We start from the raw sequence: 22,669 nt of genomic DNA, 5'->3' as shown, positions 1-22,669 counted from the left end.
GGTCTCAGTGGGAGTGCCGGCCGTCGCGGTGGAGGCGCCAACCCGGGCGAAGGCGCCGACACGGGCGGAAGCGCCCGTTTTAGGTGGGACGCTCGCGCCGAAAGTGACGCGGGGGGCCAGAACCTGCCTGCGGAACGGGCAGCTGCACCTCCTCCGCGCCCCTGGATGTCACCACCGCGCGCGCATCATTTCCGCGGCAGCCTGGGACGCTTCGCAACGGGCGTGGCCATTGTGACCTTCGACGGTGTCACCAAACGCCACGGAATCACCGTCAATTCCTTTACGTCCGTGTCCATGGAACCGCCACTGGTCTTGGTCAGCATTGCGCGCAAGACCCGCGCCCATGATGAGCTTGCTGGCCGCCCCTTTAGCGTCAACATCCTAGGCGCGGAGCAGCGTCAGCTGGCCCTGCATTTCGCTGGCCGGCCCGGTTCTGAGCCTGAGTGGGTTGAAGGGCCGATTGCCCCCCGGCTGGCCCGGGTCCTGGCCTGGTTTGAGTGCAAGCCATGGGCAGCATACGACGGCGGCGACCACACCCTGTATCTGGGCGAGGTGGTGGACTTCGACTACCGCAGCGGCGACGCGCTGGCGTTCGCCAACAGTGTATTTACGACCATTCCGGAGAGCCAGTTGGGAATGGAGGATCTGCTCTGAGTTTCGGCCGGCGGAGGCCAGGCCCGGAGGCTCCGACGGTTCAGTTTCACCCTTCCGGGAACGAATTGAAGGAGTGGAGAAGCACCATGGGAATCCGCACAGGCCAGCAGTACCTTGACAAGCTCAACTCGATGAAGCCTCATATTCTGATTGATGGTGAGGTGGTCAGGGAGAAGGTCGCAGACCACCCGGCATTCGCAACGGTGGCACGGACATACGCGAAGCTCTTCGACATGCAGCACGATCCGCAGTACATGGAGGCGCTGACCTACGAATCCCCTACCACCGGCGACCGGGTGAACGCCTCATTCCTGCTGCCCCGGACCAAAGAGGACCTGGCCCGGCGCCGCGCTGCTATCAGGACGTGGGCTGAATACTCGAACGGATTCCTTGGGCGTACCGGCGACTACATGAACAGTGCGCTGACGGCCTTGGCGGGGGCCGAGAAATGGTTTACCCAGGCAGATCCAATGTTTGGCGAAAACATTAGGCGGTACTACGAAATGTGCCGTGAGAACGATCTGCTTGCCACACACACGCTTATCCCGCCGCAGGCCAATCGCTCGGTATCCGGATCCGAGCAATTGGGCGGGCAGTTGGCTGCGCGTGTGGTGGAGGAACGCGGCGACGGAATCATCGTCCAGGGCGCCCGCATGCTGGCAACAATCGCCCCCATTGCCGATGAACTCCTGGTGTTTCCCTCCACGTTGCTGAGGGCGGCTCCCGAGGATGCGCCATACTCCTACGCTTTTGCCGTTCCCAACGACTCCGAGGGGATGCGCTACTTGTGCAGGGCATCGCTGTACAACGGCGGCAGCGTGCACGACGAGCCGCTTGCCGGGCGTTTTGAAGAGATGGACGCGGTGGTGGTCTTTGACAACGTGTTCGTGCCGAACGAGCGGATCTTCATGCTGGGCCATCCGGAATTGTGCAACGCTTTCTACTCCGAAACTGGGGCGGGCGCACTGATGACGCACCAAGTCGTCTCGCGGACCCTGGCGAAGAGCGAGTTCTTCCTGGGCCTGGCATCCGAAATAGCGGGGGCCATTGGCATCGATGGCTTCCAACACATCCAGGAGGACCTCGCGGAGCTGATTGAAACGGTTGAGATCGAGCGTGCCCTGATGACAGCCGCGGAGGCGGAGGCCGCGCCAAGTCCCGACGGCGTGATGCTGCCGCGCTGGGCGACGCTCAACGCCGCCAGGAACTGGTATCCGAAAGTAGCACAGCGGTTCCCGCAGATAATTCGCAAGTTCTGCGCCTCCGGACTTATGGCACTGCCGGGCGAAGCAGATGTTGCCAGCGAAGCCCTGCCTGACATCGAAAAGTACCTCCAGGCCAAGACGCTGACCGGCCCGGAACGCATCAGGCTCTTCAAGCTTGCGTTCGATGCAAGTATCTCTTCCTTTGCGGGCCGGCAGTCGCTGTATGAGTACTTCTTCTTCGGCGATCCCGTGCGGATGGCCGGCGCGCTCGTGAACAGTTATGACCGGGAGCCTGCCCGATCGAGGGTGCGTGAGTTCCTGGCCCGTGAGGAGTAGCAAAGTCTGTTGGCAGTGGGCGGTCCGTGCCTCCTCGTCACGAGAAATAGGTGTTCTGAATCACAAAAAAGTACTGTACCCTTTTCCTAACTGACCGTTCTGTCGGTAATCCAGAGCCGGTGACCCCGTGAAGGATGCCACCACAAGGCATGTGCCAAGGCAGTAGGCAGGAAGTTCCCCACGCCCCAAAAACAATGGAGTTTTTATGACCGCAATGTCCTCTGTCGACACCCAGGCCGGTCCTAGCACTAAGCGCGAGGAGCGGAGGGTCCTCGCCGGAACCCTCGTAGGAACCACCATTGAGTGGTACGACTTCTTTATTTTTGCCCAATTGACGGCAACGCTCCTGTCGCCGTTGTTCCTGTCGCCGTTGGAGAAATCCAACCCGGGCCTGGCCCAAATACTGTCCTTCGCCACTATCGGCATCAGCTTCCTTTTCCGTCCACTGGGTGGTGTTGTCGCTGGACACCTGGGGGACAGGTTGGGCCGGAAGGCGGTACTGGTCATGACACTCGTGACGATGGGCGCTGCTACCGCGCTCATCGGCCTGTTGCCGACATACGAGGCCATCGGCTTCTGGGCGCCCGTGCTGCTCATCGCGCTCCGCGTTGCCCAGGGCTTCTCCGCCGGGGGCGAATGGGGCGGCGCAGCCCTGATGGCCGTGGAACATGCCCCCAAGCCAAAACGCGGACTGTTTGGCGCCTACCCACAGATCGGTGTTCCGATTGGCATGATCCTGGCCACGGGCCTGCAGTACTTCCTAACCTCCAGCATGTCCAAGGAAGCACTCACGACGTGGGGTTGGCGGGTTCCTTTCCTGCTGTCTCTTGTGTTGATTGTGGTGGGTTACCTCATCCGCCGGGCCGTGGGAGAAAGCCCGGTCTTCAAGGAAATCGCCCAGCGCAAGGCCGAAAGCAAGGCCCCACTGGGTGAGCTGTTCCGCGAGAACAGCAAGGAGGTCATCCTCGCGGCCCTGATCTTCATAGCCAACAACGCCGCAGGCTACCTGCTGATCGCCTTCTTTATCTCCTACGCCACCAAAGCCCTGAAGATGCCCGCGCCGCCGATCTTGCTTGCCACGACGATCGCCTCGTTCGGTTGGCTCATCTTCACCATGGTGGGCGGCTGGCTGTCCGACAAGATTGGCCGAGTCAAGACGTTCCTGCTCGGCTACGCCTTGGTGTTTGTCTGGATGATCCCGCTGTTCGCGATGATCGATTCCAAGGACCTCACGCTGTACGGGGCCGCGCTCTTCGTCCTGACGATTGGGCTGGGCCTGTCCTATGGCCCGATGTCCGCCATGTACGCGGAAATGTTCCCGGCCCAGGTGCGCTACTCAGGCATCTCCATTGGCTACGCGCTTGGCGCGATCCTGGGCGGAGCCTTTGCTCCCATGATCGCCCAGGCACTCCTTGACAGCACCAAATGGTCCGGTTCCGTGGGCATTTACATCATGGTCCTCTGTGTCGTCTCGGCCCTGGGAGTTGTCCTGGCCCGCGAAACCCGCGGACGTCCATTGGGCTACAGCTCCCACTAGACGCCACCGGGCGCTGCAACCGGGCCAAGTAGCGGCCCGCGCCGTTAACCCGGCTGCCGCCGTCGGATGAGGGTCCGACGGCGGCAGGCGCCTTTAACCCGACGGCTCGCCCGATCTGAAAACGCCAAGCGGCGCTGACGAGGGACCCTCGCAACGCGGGATCGCCCAGGTGGGGAGCATGCCAGCCAGATGTGGCCGAAGCCCGTTCAGCGGCCAGCTGAAGGAAGTTTGGCGGCGTCGAGGATCCGGATGACGTCATTGTCGCTGAGCTGCTCGAAATGCTCGTAAAAGGCGCCCACCGCATTGAACCGCCCCGGAGTGTAGAGGCAGATGACGGCATCGCAGACCCTGGCCAGGGACTCGGTGGCTTCCACGGATCCGACCGGGACCGCGACCACTACCTTCCCGGGCCGCTGCACCCGGACGGCTTCAACAGCGGCACGCATGGTGGCCCCTGTTGCCAGGCCATCGTCTACCAGAACCACCGTTTTGCCATCGAGGTTCTGGTTGATACGGGGGTATTTTTCCACTCGGCGCAACAGCTCACTGCGCTCGCGGGTCTCCACGTCGTCCAGCCATTCCTGGCGGATACCGTGCTGCCGGATCTTCTCCATCAAGGGCTTGTTGACGATGCGCACAATGCGCCCGGCAGACCAGGCCAAGGCGCCATAGGCGGTTTCTTCATGCCCTGGAATGCCGAGTTTGCGGACCAAGAGCGCAGCGAATGGTTGATACAGTGCCGTGGCGGCCGTGGCAGCAACCGGGACGCCTCCCCGGGCGAGTCCCAGGAAAATGGTGTCCGGCAGTTCGCGAAGCTGCGGCAGTCCAGCAGCCAGGCGCCTTCCAGCGTCGGCGCGGTCCGCGAAGCGCATAGCCATCAGTCCTACTTCCACTTTTGTGTTCGCCGCTATGCCCAGCCTACTCGTGCGACGCCCTAACAGAGCGGCTTGGCGGATGCTTGCTGCCTGGCCCCGCACCCTGCCACGATGAGCCTGTGAACAAGCCCATCGGATACTGGCTCAAGCGCCTGGACGCCGACCTCGAAGCCCATTTGGACGGCACCTTGGCTCGGCTGAAACTCAGCCGCCGCCAATGGCAGACGCTTAACGTGTTGGCGGACTCGCCACTGCTGCCCGACGACCTGGCGGAGACTCTCCGTCCGTTTTGGGAGCACGACGACGCCAAGCGGGAACGCGAGCTGGCCAGTTTGGTGGGGCGCGGGCTAATAATCCTGCTGGACGGACGCCTGACGCTGAGCGAACAGGGCCGCGCCCTGCACGCCGCGGCCAACCGAATGGTGGATGACGCCCGCAAGGAGCTGACGGCGGGCATCGGCTACGACGAATACGCCATAGCCTTGAGCGTCTTGGAACGGATGAGCCTCAACGCCGAGCGCCTCGCCCGATGAGCGGAACTCCACAACCTCACGTCCTCGCGAGGCAGGGCAACCACCAATTCCGTTTTCCTCGGGACCCGTAACAGGGCTAGGCGGCCAGGAACTCTATGGCAGCGTCTTTGAACACCCTGCTGGTCACGGTGTTGGTATGGGTCCGCCCAGGCACCAGCACCTGCTCAACGATGGTTCCGGCCTTTGTTGCGATGGCGGCCAGGTCTGGCAGGGTTTCGGCCCGTTCGTCCTGGTCTCCGGCCACCAGGAGGATGGGCATGTGCGGTACGGCCTCGGCAGGGTCGTAGGGTTCACCCTTGATGGCCTCTACCAGGGTCAGCAGGGCAAAGAGATCGTTGCTGGGCAGCAGCTGCGCCATTTTGAGCAGTCCGGCCGTCGACGCGTCGGCGATTGGTGTTCCGTCAGCGAGGTGCCTCTGCGCCGCGACCAGGTCGAACTGGGCCAACGGATCCTGGGTATTCGGACCGCCAAGGACCAGGCGGTGCACCAGCTCCGGCTGGGTGGCGCCGAATTCCCAGGCGAGCCGTGAACCCAGCGAGTAGCCGATGATGTCCAGGCCGCTGGAAGGGTCACCATCCCGCAGCGGTCGCGCTCCGGCGTCGAAGGCTATCTGGAGGAGGTCCGCACGGATCCGGCTGGGCGAGTAGGAGTCCAGATCCTCCGGCGATCCGCTGCGCCCGTGGCCCGGAAGATCGGCAGCGATGACGCGGCGACCGGCATTTTGAAGGGCCGAAATCCAACCGGTGTCGCCCCAGTTCAACTTGGTGGACGAGGAAAAACCGTGGATCAGCAGGATCGGCCGCAGGGCTGCGTCCTTTCCCGGGGCCGGGTCATGGACCTCGACGTACAGTCCGGGGTCGGTGCCTTCAACTGTGTGGGCGTGCTGCTCTCCGGTGTGCCTGCCGCTCATGGTGTTCAGTCCTCATCAACTACTGCGCCCGCTGGAACCGGCGCGTCGGTGCCTTGCCCCCACTGTACCCGGCGGTTGCGCCGCACTGCGGCGATTCGGCACGCCGCGGCGATTGCCGCCACCAGTAGCGAAGTGCCCGCCAGTTGCGCGGCGCTCGACGGCGACAACAGTCCAACAACAACCACAGCCGCGAGCAGAACCATGCCGCCCACGGTGACAGCAGGGAAGGCCGCCATCCGCAATGGGAGAGGCATGCCCAAGCGGTCCGCCCGGCGTCGAAGGATGTACTGCGAAACCAAAGCCGCACCCCAAACCACCAGGCATGTTGACCCGACCAGGTTCAGCAGCGCCGGGAGCACCGCGGCGGGGAACAAAAGTTCGAGCACGGCCGCGACCAGCCCGAACAGGACGGAAACAACGACGGCGGCAAGCGGCACGCCGTTTCGGCTCACTCGAGCGAACCGCACTGGTGCCTCGCCCCTGTCCGCGAGGGAGCAGAGCATCCGCGAGGCGCCGTACAGGTTGGCGTTCAATGCCGAAAGAAGCGCGACGGCGGCTACCAGGGTGATCGCTGTGCCAGCACCGGGAATCCGCGCAGAGTCCAGAACGCCGGCGAACGGCGAGGCGAGTCCTGCAGAACCGGCCGGAAGGACCGCCGCGATAACAAACACCGATCCGATGTAGAAGACGAGGATCCGCCACAGCACTGTCTTAACGGCTCGTCTGACGCTGCGCCGAGGATCGGCCGTCTCCGCTGCCGCAACGCTGACGATTTCGGTGCCACCAAAGGCGAAGACCACTACGAACAGTGCGGTGGCGATGCCGGTCCAGCCCGACGGGGCAAAGTCTGCGGTGATGTTGTTGAGTCCCGGGGAGTGGACGTCAGGGAGGAGTCCAAGGAGCAGCGCTGCCCCTATGGCAAGGAAAGCCACGATGGCCGCCACTTTGAGGATGGCGAACCAGAACTCGAACTCGCCGAAATTCCGAACTCCGCTCAGATTGACCGCAGTGAGCAGTGATAGGAAAAGCAGTGCGAGTGCCCACACAGGAAGCGCCGGCCATACGGAAGCTAGGAGTCCGGCTGCGCCCAGAGCCTCGGCTGCTATCACCACAACCAGTTGCAGCCACCACAACCAGCCAACTGTCGCTCCCGCCGTTGGGCCCAGTGCCTTCCCGGCATAGATGGAGAATGCTCCGACGTTGGGATCCGCGGCGGCCATTTCGGCGAGCGCCCACATGACCACGATGATCAGTGCGCCTGCCACCAGGTATGAGATCAGCACTGCGGGGCCAGCGGCGCTAACTCCTGCCCCCGAGCCGAGGAAGAGGCCTGCGCCTATGGCACTGCCGAGTCCCATCATGGTCAACTGGCGCGGCTTCATGGATGGCCTGGACATCTTTGTCATGCAGATACCTTCTTGTGGATGGCTGTCTTGCCTGCGGCTGCCGGCGGGCGGATCGCCTGGACCGGCGGAAGTTGGCCGCCTGCGTGTCGTGGTTCGACGTGTCCTGATGGGACCCAATGAATTTACCCCACGTTGGCAAGGGGCGTTCACATGCCGGAATCATTTGGATTCGTCCGGCGCCGCCCTTACCATTAGTTCTAGTCAATGTGACTTTAACTAATCGTGAACGCGTCGACGATGCCGGAAGCGGGGTGAAAACCGTGTACACAAGCTCAGCCAATGTTGCCGAACGCAGGCTTGCGCCGCCGTCGTTGGCTATCTCCACGGTGATTTTCGCCCTGCGGTCCGATGGCCCCAGCGGCCGAAAAGCCCTCTGGCTGCCCCTCGTCCGCCGCATCAGGGAGCCCTACAAGGGACTGTGGGCGCTGCCCGGCGGTCCGCTAGTGCACGATGAATCCCTACAGGATGCTGCCGCCAGGAACCTTCGGGACACAACCGGGCTGGCTCCGGAGTACCTCGAACAGCTTTACGCGTTTGGCGGCCTCCACCGGTCACCTACGCAGCGGGTGGTGTCCATCGTCTACTGGGCGCTGGTCCAGCCGACGGAGGCAGCGCTCGCCGACGAATCGGAGAACGTTCGCTGGTTCCACGCGGACCGCCTCGATGAACTGGCGTTCGACCACAACGCGATCGTGGACTATGCGCTCTGGCGGCTCCGCAACAAGATGGCCTACAGCTCTATCGCCTACCACCTACTGGGCGAGTTCTTCACGCTTGCGCAAGTACGGGAGGTCTACGAGGCCGTCCTGGACTGCCGGCTGGACCCTGCCAATTTCAGGCGGCAACTCAAAGCAACACCGGAAATCGAGGCAACCGGTGAGTACCTGCAGGGCGGCAAGCACCGTCCGCCCCGCCTCTACCGCTTCACCGGCGCGCCCGGCCTCGGGCCAGACAACAGGAGTACACCATGACCAGCGTCAATACGGCGATCCAGCTCATTACCCGCGAGGAAGCCGAACGCGGCGCATCCGCCAGGGGAGCTACGTGCAGCCCGGCGCTCGCTTCCGGCCCTTGGGAATATGATCTGGCTGAGGCCCTCGCCGGTATTCCCGCCTACGGTCCAGGTGCCTCCAGCTTGGACTCCGCCCCCGCGGCAACCCCGCGGCAGGGTCAGTTGCCCGAAGAATACAAGCTGGCCAGCGACGAGGAATTGGACGCCCGGATTCTGGCAGCCAAGGAACGCCTGGGCGACCGGGCGGTCATCCTGGGCCACTTCTACCAGCGCGACGAGGTGGTCAAGTACGCCGATTTCGTAGGCGACTCCTTCCAGCTGGCCAATGCCGCCCTGACTCGTCCGGACGCGGAAGCCATCGTTTTCTGCGGGGTCCATTTCATGGCTGAAACCGCTGATATCCTGTCCACTCCGGAACAGGCCGTGATCCTGCCCAACCTCGCTGCCGGCTGCTCCATGGCTGACATGGCTGACACGGATTCGGTGGAAGAGTGCTGGGAACAGCTTGAGGAACTGTTCGGGACGGAGCCGGACGATGCGGGCCGGGTACCCGTCATTCCCGTCACTTACATGAACTCCTCCGCGGCGCTCAAGGCATTCTGTGGTCGCAACGGCGGCATTGTGTGCACGTCGTCTAATGCCAAAACCGTCCTTGAATGGGCTTTCGAACGTGGCCAGCGTGTCCTGTTCTTCCCTGACCAGCACCTGGGACGCAACACCGCCAAGGCCCTGGGTGTGCCGCTCGAGCAGATGCCCATGTGGAACCCCCGCAAGGAACTGGGCGGCAACGACCAGCAAACCCTCCTGGACTCCCGCGTGATCCTCTGGCACGGCTTCTGCTCGGTCCACAAGCGCTTCAATGTGGGCCAGATCGAAAAGGCCCGGCAGGAATACCCGGGCGTTAAGGTGATCGTCCACCCCGAGTGCCCCATGGAAGTTGTGGACGCTGCCGACTCAGCCGGTTCCACGGACTTCATCAAGAAGGCCATCGCCGCAGCCACCGAGCCCACCACATTCGCCATCGGCACCGAGATCAACATGGTGAACCGGCTGGCGGCGGAGAACCCGCAGCACACCATTTTCTGCCTGGACCCGGTTATCTGCCCGTGCTCCACGATGTACCGCATCCACCCGGGTTACCTGGCGTGGGTCCTGGAGGAACTCGTGGAAGGCCGCATCGTCAACCGCATCGCAGTGGACGACGACGTTCAGGACAACGCCAAGATCGCCCTCGAGCGCATGTTGGCAGCCAAGCCCCTCTAGGCCCGCACAGTACGCCAAATTCGGAGGCCCAAGTGAACCAGGCACCCCACCCTTCCGCCGTACGGCGCAAGCTGGTCGTCGTCGGTAGCGGCATCGCAGGCTTGTACGCTGCCCTGCTGGCTGCCGAAGGCGGTGCTGACGTTGTGCTGCTGAGCAAGGCATCCCTTGCTGACAGCAACACTTCGTATGCACAAGGCGGAATCTCGGCGGTTCTGGAGCAGCCTGCGCCCGGCGACACAGTGGCTGCGCACATCGAAGACACCTTGTCGGCCGGGGCCGGACACTGTGACCCGGAGGCCGTACGCATACTGTGCCGGGAGGCCTTCAAGGACATTGCGGGACTTGTCCGCTTCGGCGTGCCTTTCGACGTGAATGACCATGGAGCGCACGCCTTGGGACTGGAGGCGGCGCATTCCGCACCCCGCATCCTGCATTCAGGCGGCGACGCGACCGGCGCCGGAATTTCGGGCGCCCTGATCGCAGCCGTCCTGACGGCACAGGACGGCCCGGAAGCACGAGGCCGGGGCCGCATTCGCGTCCTTGCCAACACCCAGGCAACCTCCCTGATACAGGACTCCGGCCGCGTGTCCGGCGTCGAGTACCTGCACGCCGGGCGACTGGAAGCCGTTACTGGCGATGCAGTGCTGCTCGCCACCGGGGGAGCAGGCCGTCTCTTTGCGCAGACCACCAACCCCGCCATAGCCACGGCAGACGGAGTCGCGCTCGCCTGGCGTGCCGGAGCAGCTGTGGCAGACGTGGAATTCTTCCAGTTCCACCCCACTTGCATGGTCCAGGGCGCAGGGGTCGGCGGTGTTGCACCGGAGCCGCTCCTGATTTCGGAGGCAGTACGCGGTGAGGGAGCAGTCCTCGTTGACGCCAACGGTTACCGTTTCATGCCCGACTACCACGTGGACGCCGAACTCGCGCCCCGGGACGTTGTTTCCAGGAGCATTGCCCTGCACCTGGCTTCCCTGGGCACTCCCAACGGCCATGTGTTCCTTGACGCCACTGTGATAGAGCAGGCCAAAGGGCCGGGCTTCCTTGCCAAGCGGTTCCCGACAATCACCGTCCGCACCGCCCAGGCAGGCGTCGACTGGACCAGGGAGCTTGTGCCTGTGGCGCCGGCGGCCCACTACTGGATGGGCGGCGTCCTGACGGACCTGGACGGACGTACTTCCGTGCCGGGACTGCTCGCTGCGGGGGAGGTCGCCTGCACCGGCGTCCAAGGCGCCAACCGGCTTGCCAGCAACTCCTTGCTCGAGGGGCTCGTGTTCGGGCGCAGGGCCGTTGAGGCATTCCTATCCCAAGGGGATGAGGCTGTGGTTCCCGCGCGTCGTTCTTCTGGAGCGCCAGGCGACGGAACGCCCAAGCCGGCCCTTGTATTTGGGACGAGGGGCCTGGACAAGAGAGATCCAGTCCCTCCCTTCTCACGCACAGCACTGCAAAGGCTCCTGACAGCCAATGCCGGGGTTTTGCGGAATGGTGAGTTGCTCCAGTCCGCGGCGGACACCCTGGGCGAGTGGGCCGCCGTCGTACTTCCTGAGCTGGCCGCCGACGCTCTGGACCCCAAGGCCCATGAGGACGCCAACCTCCTGCTGGCCGCCCAGTTGCTGGTGCAGGCTGCCCAGGCGCGAACCTCCTCGCTGGGCGCCCACTACCGCAGTGACGCGCCACAGCCGCCTGCCCACAACGATCTTCTCCATCGATACACCATGAGCCGGAAAGCGAGCCTCGTCCATGACTAGCCTGACCCTCCCCGCCGCGCCCGTACGGGACATCCTGGAGCGGGCCTTCGCGGAGGACGCACCGAACGGCGACATTACCTCGCAGCTGTTGATTCCGGCGGAGGCCCGGGCCACGGCCGTCCTCAACGCGCGGGTGCCCGGCGTTTTTAGCGGAGGAACTGTCTTCCGGGACGCCATGAAGCTGGTGGACCCGGAAACGGAAGTGGAACTGCTGCTGGCGGACGGTGAGGCGTTCGACGCCGGAACGCAGCTGGCGCGCGTCAGCGGCAGGGCCCGCTCGGTGCTGCTCGCGGAACGGGTCGGACTGAACCTGGCGCAGCGTATGAGCGCCATCGCCACTAAGACGGCAGAGTTCGTCCGGCTCGTGGAAGGCACAAAGGCCCGGATCACCGACACTCGAAAGACCACGCCGGGGCTGCGGGTCCTGGAACGGTACGCGGTCCGCTGCGGCGGTGGAGCCAACCACCGGTACAGCCTTTCTGACGCTGTCCTGGCCAAGGACAACCACCTGGCTGTTATGACCGGTGGAGACGCGCGGAAACTGACTGCCCTTTTGGCCACGGCCAAGGCACAGCTGGGGCACACCACCCACTTCGAAGTCGAAGTGGACAGTCGCGATCAAATCGAGCCCGTCCTGGCCGCCCAGGTGGACACCATCATGCTGGACAATTTCTCGCTGGAGGAGCTGCGTGCGGGCGTGCAGCAGGTGGCCGGCAGGGCAATCGTTGAGGCCAGTGGAAACGTCAACCTCGCAACCGTTGCTGACATCGCTGCAGCCGGCGTGGACGTCATTTCCATCGGAGGCCTGACTCACAGCGTTGCAGCGTTGGACCTTGGTTTGGACGTAACGCTGGACATAGCTCCGGGTGCAGACGCAGCCCACCGCTTGGATGAAACAGCGGCAGTGGCACCGTGATCTTCCTGGATGCAGCCGCGACTACACCCGTGCGCCGTGAGGCGCTCGAGGCGATGTGGCCTTTCCTGACAGGTGAATTCGGAAATCCCTCGAGCCATCACACCCTCGGTGAGGCTGCGGCGAACGGACTGGCATCCGCACGAGCCTCCGTGGCCAAGGTTCTTCGCTGCCGTCCAGGCGACGTCACATTCACGTCCGGCGGCACCGAGGCCGACAACCTGGCGGTCAAGGGCCTTGCTTTGGCGCGCCGGGCGCAGGATCCCTCACTCGACCGGGTGCTGATCAGCGCAATCGAGCACCCGGCGGTTGAGGAATCCGCGCGTTACCTCGAGCGGGTACACGGTTTTGTGGTCGACGTCGTCCCGGTTGACGGCTACGGCGTGGTTACCCCGGACGCGTTTCGCGCGGCCCTGCGGCCGACAACCGCCGTCGCCAGCATCATGTACGCCAACAACGAGGTGGGAACTGTCCAGCCCGTAGCGGAGCTCGCCCGAGTGGCCCATTCGCTGGGCGTACCGTTCCATACCGACGCGGTACAGGCCGCGGGTTGGCTGCCGCTCGACGTCGAATCTTTGGGCGTGGATGCCATGAGCATTTCCGGGCACAAGATCGGCGCCCCAAAGGGTTCCGGGGTCCTTTATGCCCGCGGGCGGCAAAAGCTGGAACCACTGGTCCACGGCGGAGGCCAGGAACGCGGACGCCGCTCCGGTACGGAGAACGTTGCGGGCGCCGTGGCCCTGTCAACGGCACTTACCTTGGCCCATGCCGAACAGGCCACCCTGCATTCCAGGGTGAGCGGCTTACGCGACGAGTTCATTCGGCGGGTGTTGTCCGAGGTGCCGGGGGCCATCCTGACCGGACACCCTGAGCTTCGGCTCCCGTCGGTGGCTTCTTTCTGCTTCCCTGGTACAAGCGGCGAGTCCGTGCTGCTCGAACTGGAACGGCTTGGTGTGGTTTGTTCCAGTGGTTCGGCATGTGCCGCGGGTTCCGACGCGCCGTCCCCGGTATTGCTGGCCCTCGGAATTGACCCCGCTGTGGCACAGACAGCGGTGAGGTTCAGCTTCAATTCCACCGTCACCGAGGCGGAACTGTCCCAGGCCGCCACAGCCGTGTATGAAGCCGTCGGGCTCGTTCAGGGGCTGGGAAGGCGCTAGTCCACCGTCCGGTCCAGGTTCGTCACAAGCAGGGTCCGTCAGGCGGGGCAAACCCGGATGCGGCCCGTCTCAGATGTGGCGCGCCCGGCGGAAAATCCAGTGCCGCAGCAGCCAAAACCTCGCCGCCGTCGCAAACCAGCCGGCAACGGTGGTTGTCCAAAGCTCCTCGGCAACATCCGCCTCCGGCCGAACCCAGTGCAGCACTGCCAAGCTTCCGCCGGTCATGACCAGCGCCAACGCCATCACCAAAAGTCCATGAAGGTGGTCCTGCAGCACACGACGTTTGTCGGCGATTTTGAAGGTCAGCCGGCGGTTCATCGCCGTATTCATGACGGACGTGATGATGAGGGCGGCCGCGTTGGCTGGCTGGGCGCCAATCCACGGACGGAGCACTGCATAAAGGGCCAGCGACGTCACGGTGCAGACTATGCCTACTCCTGTGAACCGGATCAGCTGACGCACCACCGGGTATTTCAGCAAACCCTTGCGGTGGCGCGTGGATAAGGACCTTGAGGGGGACACTTTGCGCTGTGCGGTGGCAACAGCGCGGGTCTCCATGCCCTAAGCCTTTCACATGAGGCCGGACGTTAGCCAAGTGTGGCCCTTGAGTTCATTGAATCAGCTGAGGGCGCTCTTCAACCCAGAGCGCCCTTCAGCCCAGCGCGCCGTTCAACCCAGAGCGGCGGAACCGAACGCCACGCTGAAACGGTCACACCAAAGCACTACGGTTGCCAGGCCCGAAACATTTGCACCGGCCGGAACCACGTAGTTCTGGTTGCCGTGGGTGGCCTTGACGGGTCCCAGGTCCAGGTATCGGCCGTTGCGGTATTTGAACCAATCGCCTCCGGCTGCCTGATCGCTGAGCCACACTTTGACGTCCGGACCGTCACTGCTTGCCAGGTTTTCCAAGCGGACCACATGGCTGCCGTCCGGGAGCCTGACCAGGCTGGCTGTCCCGGTGGTGGTGTGCTCCTGTGACTGGAAGGCACCGGTGGAAACAACAACTGGCGCGGCGGGCGGGGCGCTGTTCAAGGGCCTGCTGCCGGACGCTTCAGCCGCCGTCGACCCCGCAGAAGACTGCGGAGAGGACTGCGCTGAAGGCGAGGAGGGCGAACCCGCGGCAGCTGAAGTGCTGGAACCGGGCAAGGACTCATTGACTACACTGCTCGTAAAGATCCGCCAAGGCTGGAAGAGGTAGGCGCCGACGGCGAGCAGCACCAGGACCACTATCAGGACTCCGGATGTGGCCAGGGGATGTTTGCGGACCGCAGCGCGGATCACTGTGGCGCCCCTAACCCGCGTGTTGGTTTCCATGCTTCAAGGCTAGGCCGACGTTTCCGCCACGTCGCCGCCCAGAGATTACCGTCCGCTTACAGGTGCCTACAGCGGCTACATGTGCTTACAGCGGCGGGTACAGCTCACCCACGGGCACCTCGACGGCCAAACGGTTGTCAGGTCCGGCAAGGGGACAGGCCCACGCCTCGTTGTACGCACACGAAGGGTTGTACGCGAAATTGAAATCGAGGATGAATTCGGCAGAATCGCCGATTCCGTGCAGTCCGAGGAACGAACCTTTGATCGTGTCAATCAGGTAGCGTCCTGCGCCATAGCTTCCACCCGGTTTCCCGGCGGTGGCATCCCGGAAGGGGACAAAGATCCCGCCGCCGTAACCCAGGAGCCGCCAAGCGGCCAGCTTCCCCAGGCCCGGCAACTGGAAAGTGCCCAAACGACGGAACGGCACAACCCCGTCCGTTCCGGTGTGGACATTCATTTCCTGGCCGGCGCCCTCAGGCTGCAGAACAGAGCGGAAACGGTAGCTCGGGTCGTACTCTGCCGTCCGCAGCCCCCGGAAGGAGGCCTTGGCGGCAGGAGTCAGTGCCGACGCCGGATGCGTGCCAAAGATGGCGTCCCGCTCCGCACGCCAGAAACCGTGGGCCTCCGCGGGGTCCTCCGCCGCCAAGCGCCGGACGGTCTCGTAAATAGCGAAATTGCGCAAGCGCCAGTCGGCGATATCGACGGCGGACATGTGGGCAATTGCTTCCTCGGCCTCATCCAGCTCACTCATGGAACCAGCCCAGCTCAGTCATGCACCCAGCCTAGTCCCGGATAGTCCCGGACGCCCCCGCGGGTCTCGCGAACACTATCCGATCCAACACGAGCGAAACGCCGATCACCCACAAGGACGCCCGACCAGCCGCCCCCGCTAGGCTGGGCGTATGAAAGGGACCGGCACATTCCTGACCATCAACGGGCCACAACTGCCGAAGGCGCTATCCGTGGCGGCGCTCGTCGTGGCTGCCGCTGCCCTGGTGACGGGCTGCGGCAGCGACAGCAAGGGAACGCCTGCCTGGACGGCCCAGCCGGAGTCCCACTCGGCGTCGCCCGCTCCCACACGAGGAGCGTCCGGCACCCCAACCGCTGGAAGTTCGACGACGGCGTCCCCTGGCGCCAGCGGCGCCTCGCCTTCTCCGGGAGCCACCGCCGCAGCCTGGAAGAACTATTCGGACCCCGGCCGCAAAGTCTCCTTCGACCTCCCCCAGGACTGGATCGCACAGTCCGTGACGCCGGATTCAGGGTCCCTGCCGGGAGCCCTCAAGATTGAGGTCAAGGATGCAGCAGGCCGTTACTTGGCAACCCTGCACACCGGACTGGCACCCGGGACAACGCAGCCCTGTGCGGCAGATGCGGCAAAGCCCTACGTCGTGGTCAGCAGTGTTCCCGTGAGCCTGCCCGCTGCCACGGGGGAGGGCACCATTCCGCCCAGGGTCGTCTACCGCGTGATCCAGGGCTACAAGTTCTTCGGATCGTATGGAATCACCAATGCCGTTGGCGGGACCGATGGCAAGGCGTGCACCCTGCGCAACGTTATTCAAGGGCCGGCCGGGAAGGGCGACTATTACTTCGGCGACCTGCCTTCGTTGCGGGCCTTCGCTCCTGATGAGAAGGTCGCGCCGGCAAAGTCTTTCGACACGCTGGACCAAGCGTCGAAGTACGTCAACGAGGGCTCGGAATTCGCCAACGTCCAACGGATGCTACTGTCACTGAAGGTCAATCTGTAGTCAGGGCGGCCACTTAGGACATCGGGCGGCATTGGGGGCTGTTCCGCCACACACTACGCCTGGAAAGTACCCATTTTGGAACGCACTGTTGCCGCCCACCTTGAATTCAAGACCGTCGCCAACACCAAAGTCGCGCTCGCCGTTGCCGTTGCGCGCAACTCCGGCTACTCCTCGCTGACGGAGTCCCTAACGGTGACTACCTCGGATGGCGCTGACGTCCCGCTTCGTGAACTTGAGGACCAGCACGGGGGCCGCTTCCACTACATGGAGTTCGTGGATCCGAGTGTGGTCACCGTCGACTACAAGGCGACCGTAGTGGGGACCGCAGTGGCTGAAGAGCCTGGCCGTATGGAGTTGATTCGGTATGTCCGGCCTAGTCGCTATGCGGAATCGGACCGGCTCCTTCCCACGTCGTATGCCGAGTTTGGCGCGCTCCAGGGCGAGGCGCTGCTGCGCTCAGTTCGGGACTGGGTCGGCAAAGAGCTCCGCTACATCAGCGGATCTTCACGAGGCACCGACGGGGCAGTGGAGACCCTCCTGCACCGCCGTGGCGTGTGCCGCGACTTTGCGCACCTGGCCATCGCGCTCCTGAGGTCCAAGGACATCCCTGCTCGCTTGACAGCCGTTTACGCACCTGGGCTGAGCCCGATGGATTTCCACGCCGTCGCTGAGGGCTATGTGAACGATGCCTGGCACGTGATCGACCCCACAGGACTCGCTCCGCGCGAAACGATGCTGCGGATCACTGCAGGGCGGGACTCTTCGGACACCGCTTTCCTGTCAACGGTTGGCGGTAGCTTGTCACTCTCGTCCATCAAGGTCAGTGCCGTGGCGGATGATCTGCCGGAAGAGGACGCTTCGAAGCTCGTCGTCCTGCACTAGCTCGTCCTGCACTGTGTTGTCCTGCCCTAGCTCGTCCTGCACTGTGTGGTCCCGCATTAGCGGATCAGCGCCTGGGCCGCCTGGACCTAGCGGCCGCGGGGCAGCGCCCCGCGGAGCTAGCACTTGGGCGGCCTGGACCTAGCGGCCACGGGGCAGGGCCCCGCGGAGCTAGCACTTGGGCGGCCTGGACCTAGCGGCCACGGGGCAGTGCCCCGCGGAGCTTTTCCGTCAGCCTCAGCAGTTCACGCTGTTCCTCTACCGTGAGTGCAGGCCCGATGAGCGCCGCGATGTCCCTGACGTGGTCACGGCCTATCTCCCGCTGTAGTTCCCGCCCGGCGTCGGTGAGGCCCAGCAGGACTCCGCGGCCGTCGTCGGGGGCGGCCATCCGTTCCACGAGTCCGCGTTTCTCGAGCCGGTCCACGAGCCGGCTCAGGCTCGACTGGTGGATGAGGACATGGTCGTTGATCTCGTTGAGCCGGAGCTGCCCGGACGGGCAGCGGGACAGAGTGAAGAGGACGTCGTACTCCTTGACCGGGAGCCGTTTGAACGCCGGACCGGCCTGCAGCCGCCGCATGACGGAAACCTGGGCCCGGAACAGCGACTCCCAGGTCTCCGCAGCGAGGCGCACCGCCGAGAATGTGGCCTGCTCCGTCATTGTGCGTCCTGTTCTGCCTTCTGCCGCTCAGTCGACTCGAGGTTGGATGCGGAGTCGAGCAGGGCGGCAACCCGGCTGGCGTGAGTGGGTGCATCGGGTACGTGGGCGGGTTTACGGTCGGCGTATTCCTTTCGGAGGACCGGGAGTACTTCCTCGCCGAAGAGGTCCAGCTGCTCCAGGACGGTCTTCAACGGAAGACCCGCATGGTCGATCAGGAAGAGCTGGCGCTGGTAGTCGCCGAAGAACTCACGGAAGGTCAGCGTCTTCTCGATGACTTCCTGTGGGCTGCCTACCGTCAGCGGCGTTTGTGCGGTGAAGTCCTCCAGCGACGGGCCGTGGCCATATACCGGCGCATTGTCGAAGTAGGGGCGGAACTCCCGCACGGCATCCTGCGAGTTCTTGCGCATAAAGAATTGACCGCCCAGTCCAACAATTGCCTGGTCCGCCTGGCCGTGACCGTAGTGCTCATAGCGCTCCCGGTACAGTCCAATCAGCTGCTGGTAGTGCTCCTTGGGCCAGAAGATGTTGTTGGCGAAGAAGCCATCGCCGTAGTAGGCGGCCACTTCGGCGATCTGCGGGCTGCGGATGGATCCGTGCCACACAAAGGGAGCGACGCCGTCGAGCGGCCGGGGGGTGGACGTAAAGTTCTGCAGCGGCGTCCGGTGCTTTCCGCTCCAGTTGACGATCTCTTCGTCCCAGAGCTTCCGGAGGAGGCTGTAGTTTTCAATGGCCAGCTCTAGGCCGTCCTGGATGTTCTTGCCAAACCACGGGTACACGGGAGCTGTGTTGCCACGGCCCATGATGAGGTCCACGCGCCCGTCTGCGAGGTGCTGCAGCATGGCGAAGTCCTCTGCGATCTTGACCGGGTCATTGGTGGTGATCAGCGTGGTGGCGGTGGAAAGCGTGATTCGTTCAGTCTGTGCGGCGATGTACGCGAGTGTGGTGGTTGGCGACGACGAGAAGAACGGACGGTTGTGGTGCTCGCCGATGGCGTACACGTCCATCCCGATTTCTTCGACCTTCTTGGCAATCTCTACTGAGGCCTTGATGCGCTCGTTCTCAGTTGGTGTGTAGCCAGTCGTCGGATCGGTGGTGATGTCGCTGACGCTGAAAACGCCGATCTCCATGGTGTGCCTTCCTGTTGTACCGGGTGCCCTTCTGGCATCCAGTCTACCTGAATTACATGCATTTGCATGTATCGCCGGGCATAACAGGACACTTGTGCGATTTGTTCCCGAAAAATGCTCCTGCTGTCCGGAAGGAGCGTGAAGTCGTGAGGGTTAGTCCACGCGGTCCGGTGCGGCCCTGCGCCCCGTGACCTTGGGCATCATGCCCGTAGTCCAGTCCAGCGATTCGACTGCCAGCCTGTGAGCGTCCGCTCCAGGTCGCTCCTGCAAGGCCCTTAGCAGTGCCTTGCGTTCCCGGCGACCCTCCACCAGGCGGTACAGCACAGGGACCAAGACCAGCGTCAGCAATGTGGACGAGACCAAGCCACCGATGACGACGATCGCCAGCGGTTGCGAGATGAAACCGCCGCCTCCGGTCAGCCCGAGTGCCATCGGCGTAAGCGCGAATACCGTGGCAAAGGCTGTCATCAGGATGGGGCGCAGGCGCTGGCGGGCACCGTGCGTAATGGCGTCCGCCACGGACATCCCTGGCCTTCCTCCAGAGGGCTGGCGGTACTGGTTGATGAGGTCGATGAGGACGATCGCGTTCGTCACCACGATGCCCACCAACATCAGCATCCCGATCAGCGACGGCAGCCCCAAGGGAACGCGGGTGGCCAGCAGGAGCCCGACGGCGCCCGTGGCCGCGAAGGGCACGGACACCAGCAGGATCAGCGGCTGCACCAGCGACTTGAACGCGGCAACCATAATGACGTAAACGATGGCGATTGCGGCCAGGAGCGCCAGCCCCAACTGGCGGAAGGACTCTGCCTGCTGGGTGGTGGCCCCGACGATCGTGGCGGTGACGCCCGCCGGCAACTGCACCGTTGTGAGACGCTTTTCCACTTCGGCGCTGACGGCCCCAAGATTGGAGCCCGACGGCGTCACGGACACTTTCGCTGTCCGCTGGCCATTGCTGCTGGTCACTGAGACCGGGACGTTGACCTGTTGGACAGATGCGATGCCGGCTAGCGTTACCGGACCGGTCGGCGTCGGGAGCGGGATATTCTTGACCGCGTCGATGCTGGTGAAGCGAGTGCCCTCTCCGATACGGACCGGGAGGTCATTGGCGTCGATCCTGACCGTTCCGGCGGGTACCGGACTCACCGTCGCAGCGAGCACGCCGGCAATCTGTTCTTCGTTCAGTCCGGCGGCAGCGGCTTTTGCCCGGTCGACACGAACCTGGACCACCGGCTGGCTTCCCGCAAGGTTTGTTGTGACCTCAGAACTTCCCGGAACGCCTTCCAAGGCTGCCACAAGGGCATCGCTGGCGGCGGCCAGGTCTGCCGCCGTCGCAGCCTTGACGGTGATATCCACGGTGGAAGAAGTGCCAAATCCGCCCTGCTGGGCTCCGACAGTGATTTTGCCCGCTGCGCCGCTGCGGGTGAGCTCGTCCCGGACTTGGTTCTGGAGTGCGGCTTGGTTGGCCTTCTCGTCCGTAACCACGGTGAACGTCGAGTTTGAGGCTCCGGTTGACGTCAGGGCGGTAAATCCGGTTTGGGCGTTGCCGGACGTCACCTGGACATCCTTGATCCCGTTAATTCCCTGGAGTACTTTCTCCACCTTGGCCGCCTCGTTGCTGGTGGCCTCCAGGCTGGTGCCGGCGGGCAGGACCTGTCGGACTGTCATGCTGTTCTCCCCTGAGCGGCCCAGGAGGTCGGTGGCCAGCAGGGGAGACATGGCTGCGGTGCCTCCCAGGACCAGGATCGCGGCAATCAGGGTCAGTACCGGCCTCTTCTGGGTGGCCGAGAGGACCGGCAGATAAGCGCGCTGGAGAAGGGTGCGCTGCTCCGCCTCATGGGCCTTGGCCGAGATTTCCCGGGCCGTTGCCTGGCTGTTTGTGGGTACCTTGAGGAACCAATAGGCCAAGACAGGCACGATGGTGAGGGACACAAGCAGCGACGACAGCAGGGCGATGGTTATTGTCAGTGCGAAGGGGCGGAAGAGCTCTCCAGCCAGGTCACCAACGAAAGCGATCGGCAGGAAGACCGCCACAGTGGTCAGGGTTGAGGCGGTGATGGCCGCCGCAACTTCACGGATCGAGGTAAGAATCGCCGTGATTTTCGGTTCGCCGTAGCTCAGGTGCCGCTTGATGTTCTCGATAACCACAATAGAGTCGTCCACCACGCGGCCAATGGCGATTGTCAGGGCGCCGAGCGTCAGGATGTTCAGAGAGTACTTCGTGGCCGAGATGCCAATGAACGTAATGAGCAATGACAGGGGAATGGAGACAGCGGTGACCAGCGTGGATCGCACGGACCACAGGAAGAGCAGGATGACAACGATCGCGAAGCCGAGTCCCAGCAGGCCTTCGGTTGTGAGGTCCTTGATGGACTTTTCGATGTAGGGCGCCTGGTCGAAGACCGGAGTGAACTTTGCGTTGGAACCCAGTTCGGCTTCCATGGAGGCCAGCGAATCCCTGACAGCGTGGGAGATCGCCACCGTGTCGCCTTCGGGCTTCTTGGTCACGGACACGGCCAGGGTGGGCCTGCCGTTCGTGCGGGTGATGGACGTCTGTGTGTCGTCCTTGACGGCGACGTCGGCCACCGCGCCGATGGTGGCCCCATCTTTCGCTCCAGCGAGGGGGAGGGACCTGATCACATCCACCGAGTCAACTGGGCTGCCAACCTGAAGGGAGAGGGACCTGCCCTGGTCTTCCACCGTTCCGGCCGGAACCAGGGCCCCGTTGTTCTTCAAGGCGTTGCTGATCGCCTGCAGGCTCGCGCCCTTCGCGGCCATGGCGTCTGGCCGCGGTTGGATGGTGATGTGCTGCGTGGCTCCGCCGGTTACATCGGCACCGCGAACGCCGTCGATCTTCTGCAGCTTTGGCACGCTGAGCCGTTGCAGGTCGGCGTTTAGCTGGCTGAGGGGCTTGTCCGAGGATATTGCCAGGAAAACGATGGGAAAGTCGCTGATGTTGCCTGCGATCGACTGCGGCTGAACGTCCGACGGCAGGATGCGCTTGGCGTTGGAGATTGCGCGATCGATCTGGTTTCGGGCACGGTCGAGGTTCGATCCATAGCTAAACACCATGGTGATTTGGGACACGCCGGTCCGTGATGTCGACGACGTGGACTCCAGGCCCTCCACGCTGTTCAACGCAGTCTCAAGCGGCCGGCCTATTTGCTTGTCAACAACTTCCGGGGAGGCGCCAGGCATCGATGTGATGACCGTGATCTGGGGGAACTCGATGGAGGGGATCAGTTCCTGTTTGAGGGACGTCATGGTGATCACGCCGAACACCGACGCGAAAACTGTGATCAGGGCGATCAGTGCGCGGTTCCCAAGCGAGAGCCTTGCCAGACGGAACATCGGTGCGTCTCCTGCAAACTGTGGTCTGGTACGCATCCGGCCCCGGCTA

General features: G+C 63.8%; 20 protein-coding genes. 11 read left to right on the top strand and 9 right to left on the bottom strand.

Features of this window, described 5'->3' with window-relative positions; all coding sequences use genetic code 11:
- Positions 1-165: 165 nt before the first annotated feature.
- The 3 genes from LD110_RS04815 to LD110_RS04805 all read left to right on the top strand — a co-directional run bounded on the left by LD110_RS04815 (position 166) and on the right by LD110_RS04805 (position 3,732).
- A complete protein-coding gene (locus LD110_RS04815; protein ID WP_225496753.1) occupies positions 166-654 on the top strand; it encodes a flavin reductase family protein in 489 nt (162 codons plus the stop codon).
- 86 nt (positions 655-740) lie between these two features.
- Positions 741-2,195, top strand: coding sequence for a 4-hydroxyphenylacetate 3-monooxygenase, oxygenase component (gene hpaB, locus LD110_RS04810; protein WP_225496751.1), 1,455 nt, complete (start codon positions 741-743; stop codon positions 2,193-2,195).
- A 205-nt stretch (positions 2,196-2,400) separates the two neighbouring features.
- The gene (locus LD110_RS04805; RefSeq protein WP_225496749.1) at positions 2,401-3,732 is read left to right on the top strand and encodes an MFS transporter; all 1,332 of its coding nucleotides are present in this window, start codon (positions 2,401-2,403) and stop codon (positions 3,730-3,732) included.
- Between the two features lie 206 nt (positions 3,733-3,938).
- Here the strand turns inward: LD110_RS04805 and LD110_RS04800 are convergent, their stop codons facing one another.
- Positions 3,939-4,610, bottom strand: a complete 672-nt coding sequence (locus LD110_RS04800) for a phosphoribosyltransferase (protein ID WP_225496747.1) — start codon at positions 4,608-4,610, stop codon at positions 3,939-3,941.
- Positions 4,611-4,726: 116 nt separating this feature from the next.
- Here LD110_RS04800 and LD110_RS04795 point away from each other — a divergent pair, with 116 nt between their 5' ends.
- Positions 4,727-5,140 carry a MarR family transcriptional regulator gene (locus LD110_RS04795; protein WP_225496745.1) on the top strand — a complete coding sequence of 138 codons (414 nt, stop codon included), beginning with the start codon at positions 4,727-4,729 and terminating at the stop codon, positions 5,138-5,140.
- Between the two features lie 76 nt (positions 5,141-5,216).
- On the opposite strand, the gene LD110_RS04790 is transcribed toward LD110_RS04795, so the two are convergent.
- Both LD110_RS04790 and LD110_RS04785 read right to left on the bottom strand, forming a co-directional pair.
- Entirely contained in the window at positions 5,217-6,050 is an 834-nt protein-coding gene (locus LD110_RS04790; RefSeq protein WP_225496744.1) for an alpha/beta fold hydrolase, read from the bottom strand.
- A gap of 5 nt (positions 6,051-6,055) precedes the next feature.
- Complete coding sequence (locus tag LD110_RS04785; RefSeq protein WP_225496743.1) at positions 6,056-7,456, bottom strand: amino acid permease; 1,401 nt, start codon at positions 7,454-7,456, stop codon at positions 6,056-6,058.
- 260 nt (positions 7,457-7,716) lie between these two features.
- Here LD110_RS04785 and LD110_RS04780 point away from each other — a divergent pair, with 260 nt between their 5' ends.
- Genes LD110_RS04780 through LD110_RS04760 form a run of 5 tightly spaced genes read left to right on the top strand, consistent with a single transcriptional unit; the run spans position 7,717 to position 13,546 of the window.
- A complete protein-coding gene (locus LD110_RS04780; protein ID WP_374200311.1) occupies positions 7,717-8,427 on the top strand; it encodes an NUDIX domain-containing protein in 711 nt (236 codons plus the stop codon).
- Positions 8,424-9,731, top strand: a complete 1,308-nt coding sequence (gene nadA / locus LD110_RS04775) for a quinolinate synthase NadA (protein ID WP_225496742.1) — start codon at positions 8,424-8,426, stop codon at positions 9,729-9,731. Before LD110_RS04780 ends, nadA begins: the two co-directional genes overlap by 4 nt.
- 32 nt (positions 9,732-9,763) lie before the next feature.
- Positions 9,764-11,476 (top strand): L-aspartate oxidase, encoded by a 1,713-nt coding sequence (gene nadB, locus LD110_RS04770; protein ID WP_225496741.1) that lies wholly within the window; start codon positions 9,764-9,766, stop codon positions 11,474-11,476.
- Positions 11,469-12,392, top strand: a complete 924-nt coding sequence (gene nadC / locus LD110_RS04765) for a carboxylating nicotinate-nucleotide diphosphorylase (RefSeq protein WP_225496740.1) — start codon at positions 11,469-11,471, stop codon at positions 12,390-12,392. The genes nadB and nadC overlap by 8 nt, the downstream gene beginning before the upstream one ends.
- Positions 12,389-13,546 (top strand): cysteine desulfurase family protein, encoded by a 1,158-nt coding sequence (locus tag LD110_RS04760; protein WP_225496739.1) that lies wholly within the window; start codon positions 12,389-12,391, stop codon positions 13,544-13,546. The genes nadC and LD110_RS04760 overlap by 4 nt, the downstream gene beginning before the upstream one ends.
- Before the next feature lie 69 nt (positions 13,547-13,615).
- On the opposite strand, the gene LD110_RS04755 is transcribed toward LD110_RS04760, so the two are convergent.
- From LD110_RS04755 to LD110_RS04745, 3 genes are all read right to left on the bottom strand, one after another.
- On the bottom strand, positions 13,616-14,104 hold the full coding sequence (locus LD110_RS04755) for a GtrA family protein (RefSeq protein WP_225496738.1): 489 nt from the start codon (positions 14,102-14,104) through the stop codon (positions 13,616-13,618).
- Positions 14,105-14,215: 111 nt separating this feature from the next.
- Entirely contained in the window at positions 14,216-14,860 is a 645-nt protein-coding gene (locus LD110_RS04750) for a DM13 domain-containing protein (protein ID WP_225496736.1), read from the bottom strand.
- 85 nt (positions 14,861-14,945) lie between these two features.
- On the bottom strand, positions 14,946-15,611 hold the full coding sequence (locus LD110_RS04745) for a DUF1684 domain-containing protein (RefSeq protein ID WP_225496735.1): 666 nt from the start codon (positions 15,609-15,611) through the stop codon (positions 14,946-14,948).
- A 151-nt stretch (positions 15,612-15,762) separates the two neighbouring features.
- Between LD110_RS04745 and LD110_RS04740 the strand changes: the two genes are divergently transcribed.
- Together LD110_RS04740 and LD110_RS04735 are read left to right on the top strand one after the other, a co-directional pair.
- The gene (locus tag LD110_RS04740) at positions 15,763-16,605 is read left to right on the top strand and encodes a hypothetical protein (RefSeq protein WP_225496734.1); all 843 of its coding nucleotides are present in this window, start codon (positions 15,763-15,765) and stop codon (positions 16,603-16,605) included.
- A gap of 75 nt (positions 16,606-16,680) precedes the next feature.
- Positions 16,681-17,487, top strand: coding sequence for a transglutaminase family protein (locus LD110_RS04735; protein ID WP_225496733.1), 807 nt, complete (start codon positions 16,681-16,683; stop codon positions 17,485-17,487).
- A gap of 190 nt (positions 17,488-17,677) precedes the next feature.
- Here LD110_RS04735 and LD110_RS04730 read toward each other — a convergent pair whose 3' ends face one another.
- From LD110_RS04730 to LD110_RS04720, 3 genes are all read right to left on the bottom strand, one after another.
- Positions 17,678-18,142, bottom strand: coding sequence for a MarR family winged helix-turn-helix transcriptional regulator (locus tag LD110_RS04730; RefSeq protein ID WP_225496732.1), 465 nt, complete (start codon positions 18,140-18,142; stop codon positions 17,678-17,680).
- The gene (locus LD110_RS04725) at positions 18,139-19,269 is read right to left on the bottom strand and encodes an LLM class flavin-dependent oxidoreductase (RefSeq protein ID WP_225496731.1); all 1,131 of its coding nucleotides are present in this window, start codon (positions 19,267-19,269) and stop codon (positions 18,139-18,141) included. Before LD110_RS04725 ends, LD110_RS04730 begins: the two co-directional genes overlap by 4 nt.
- Before the next feature lie 153 nt (positions 19,270-19,422).
- Complete coding sequence (locus tag LD110_RS04720; protein ID WP_225496730.1) at positions 19,423-22,620, bottom strand: efflux RND transporter permease subunit; 3,198 nt, start codon at positions 22,618-22,620, stop codon at positions 19,423-19,425.
- Positions 22,621-22,669: the final 49 nt, after the last annotated feature.

Origin of the sequence: Arthrobacter sp. M4, from assembly GCF_020251205.1 — a bacterium.
Taxonomy (GTDB): Bacteria; Actinomycetota; Actinomycetes; order Actinomycetales; family Micrococcaceae; genus Arthrobacter.
The sequence above is the reverse complement of the archived record's forward strand: the minus strand, read 5'-3'. Positions and strand labels throughout refer to the sequence as shown.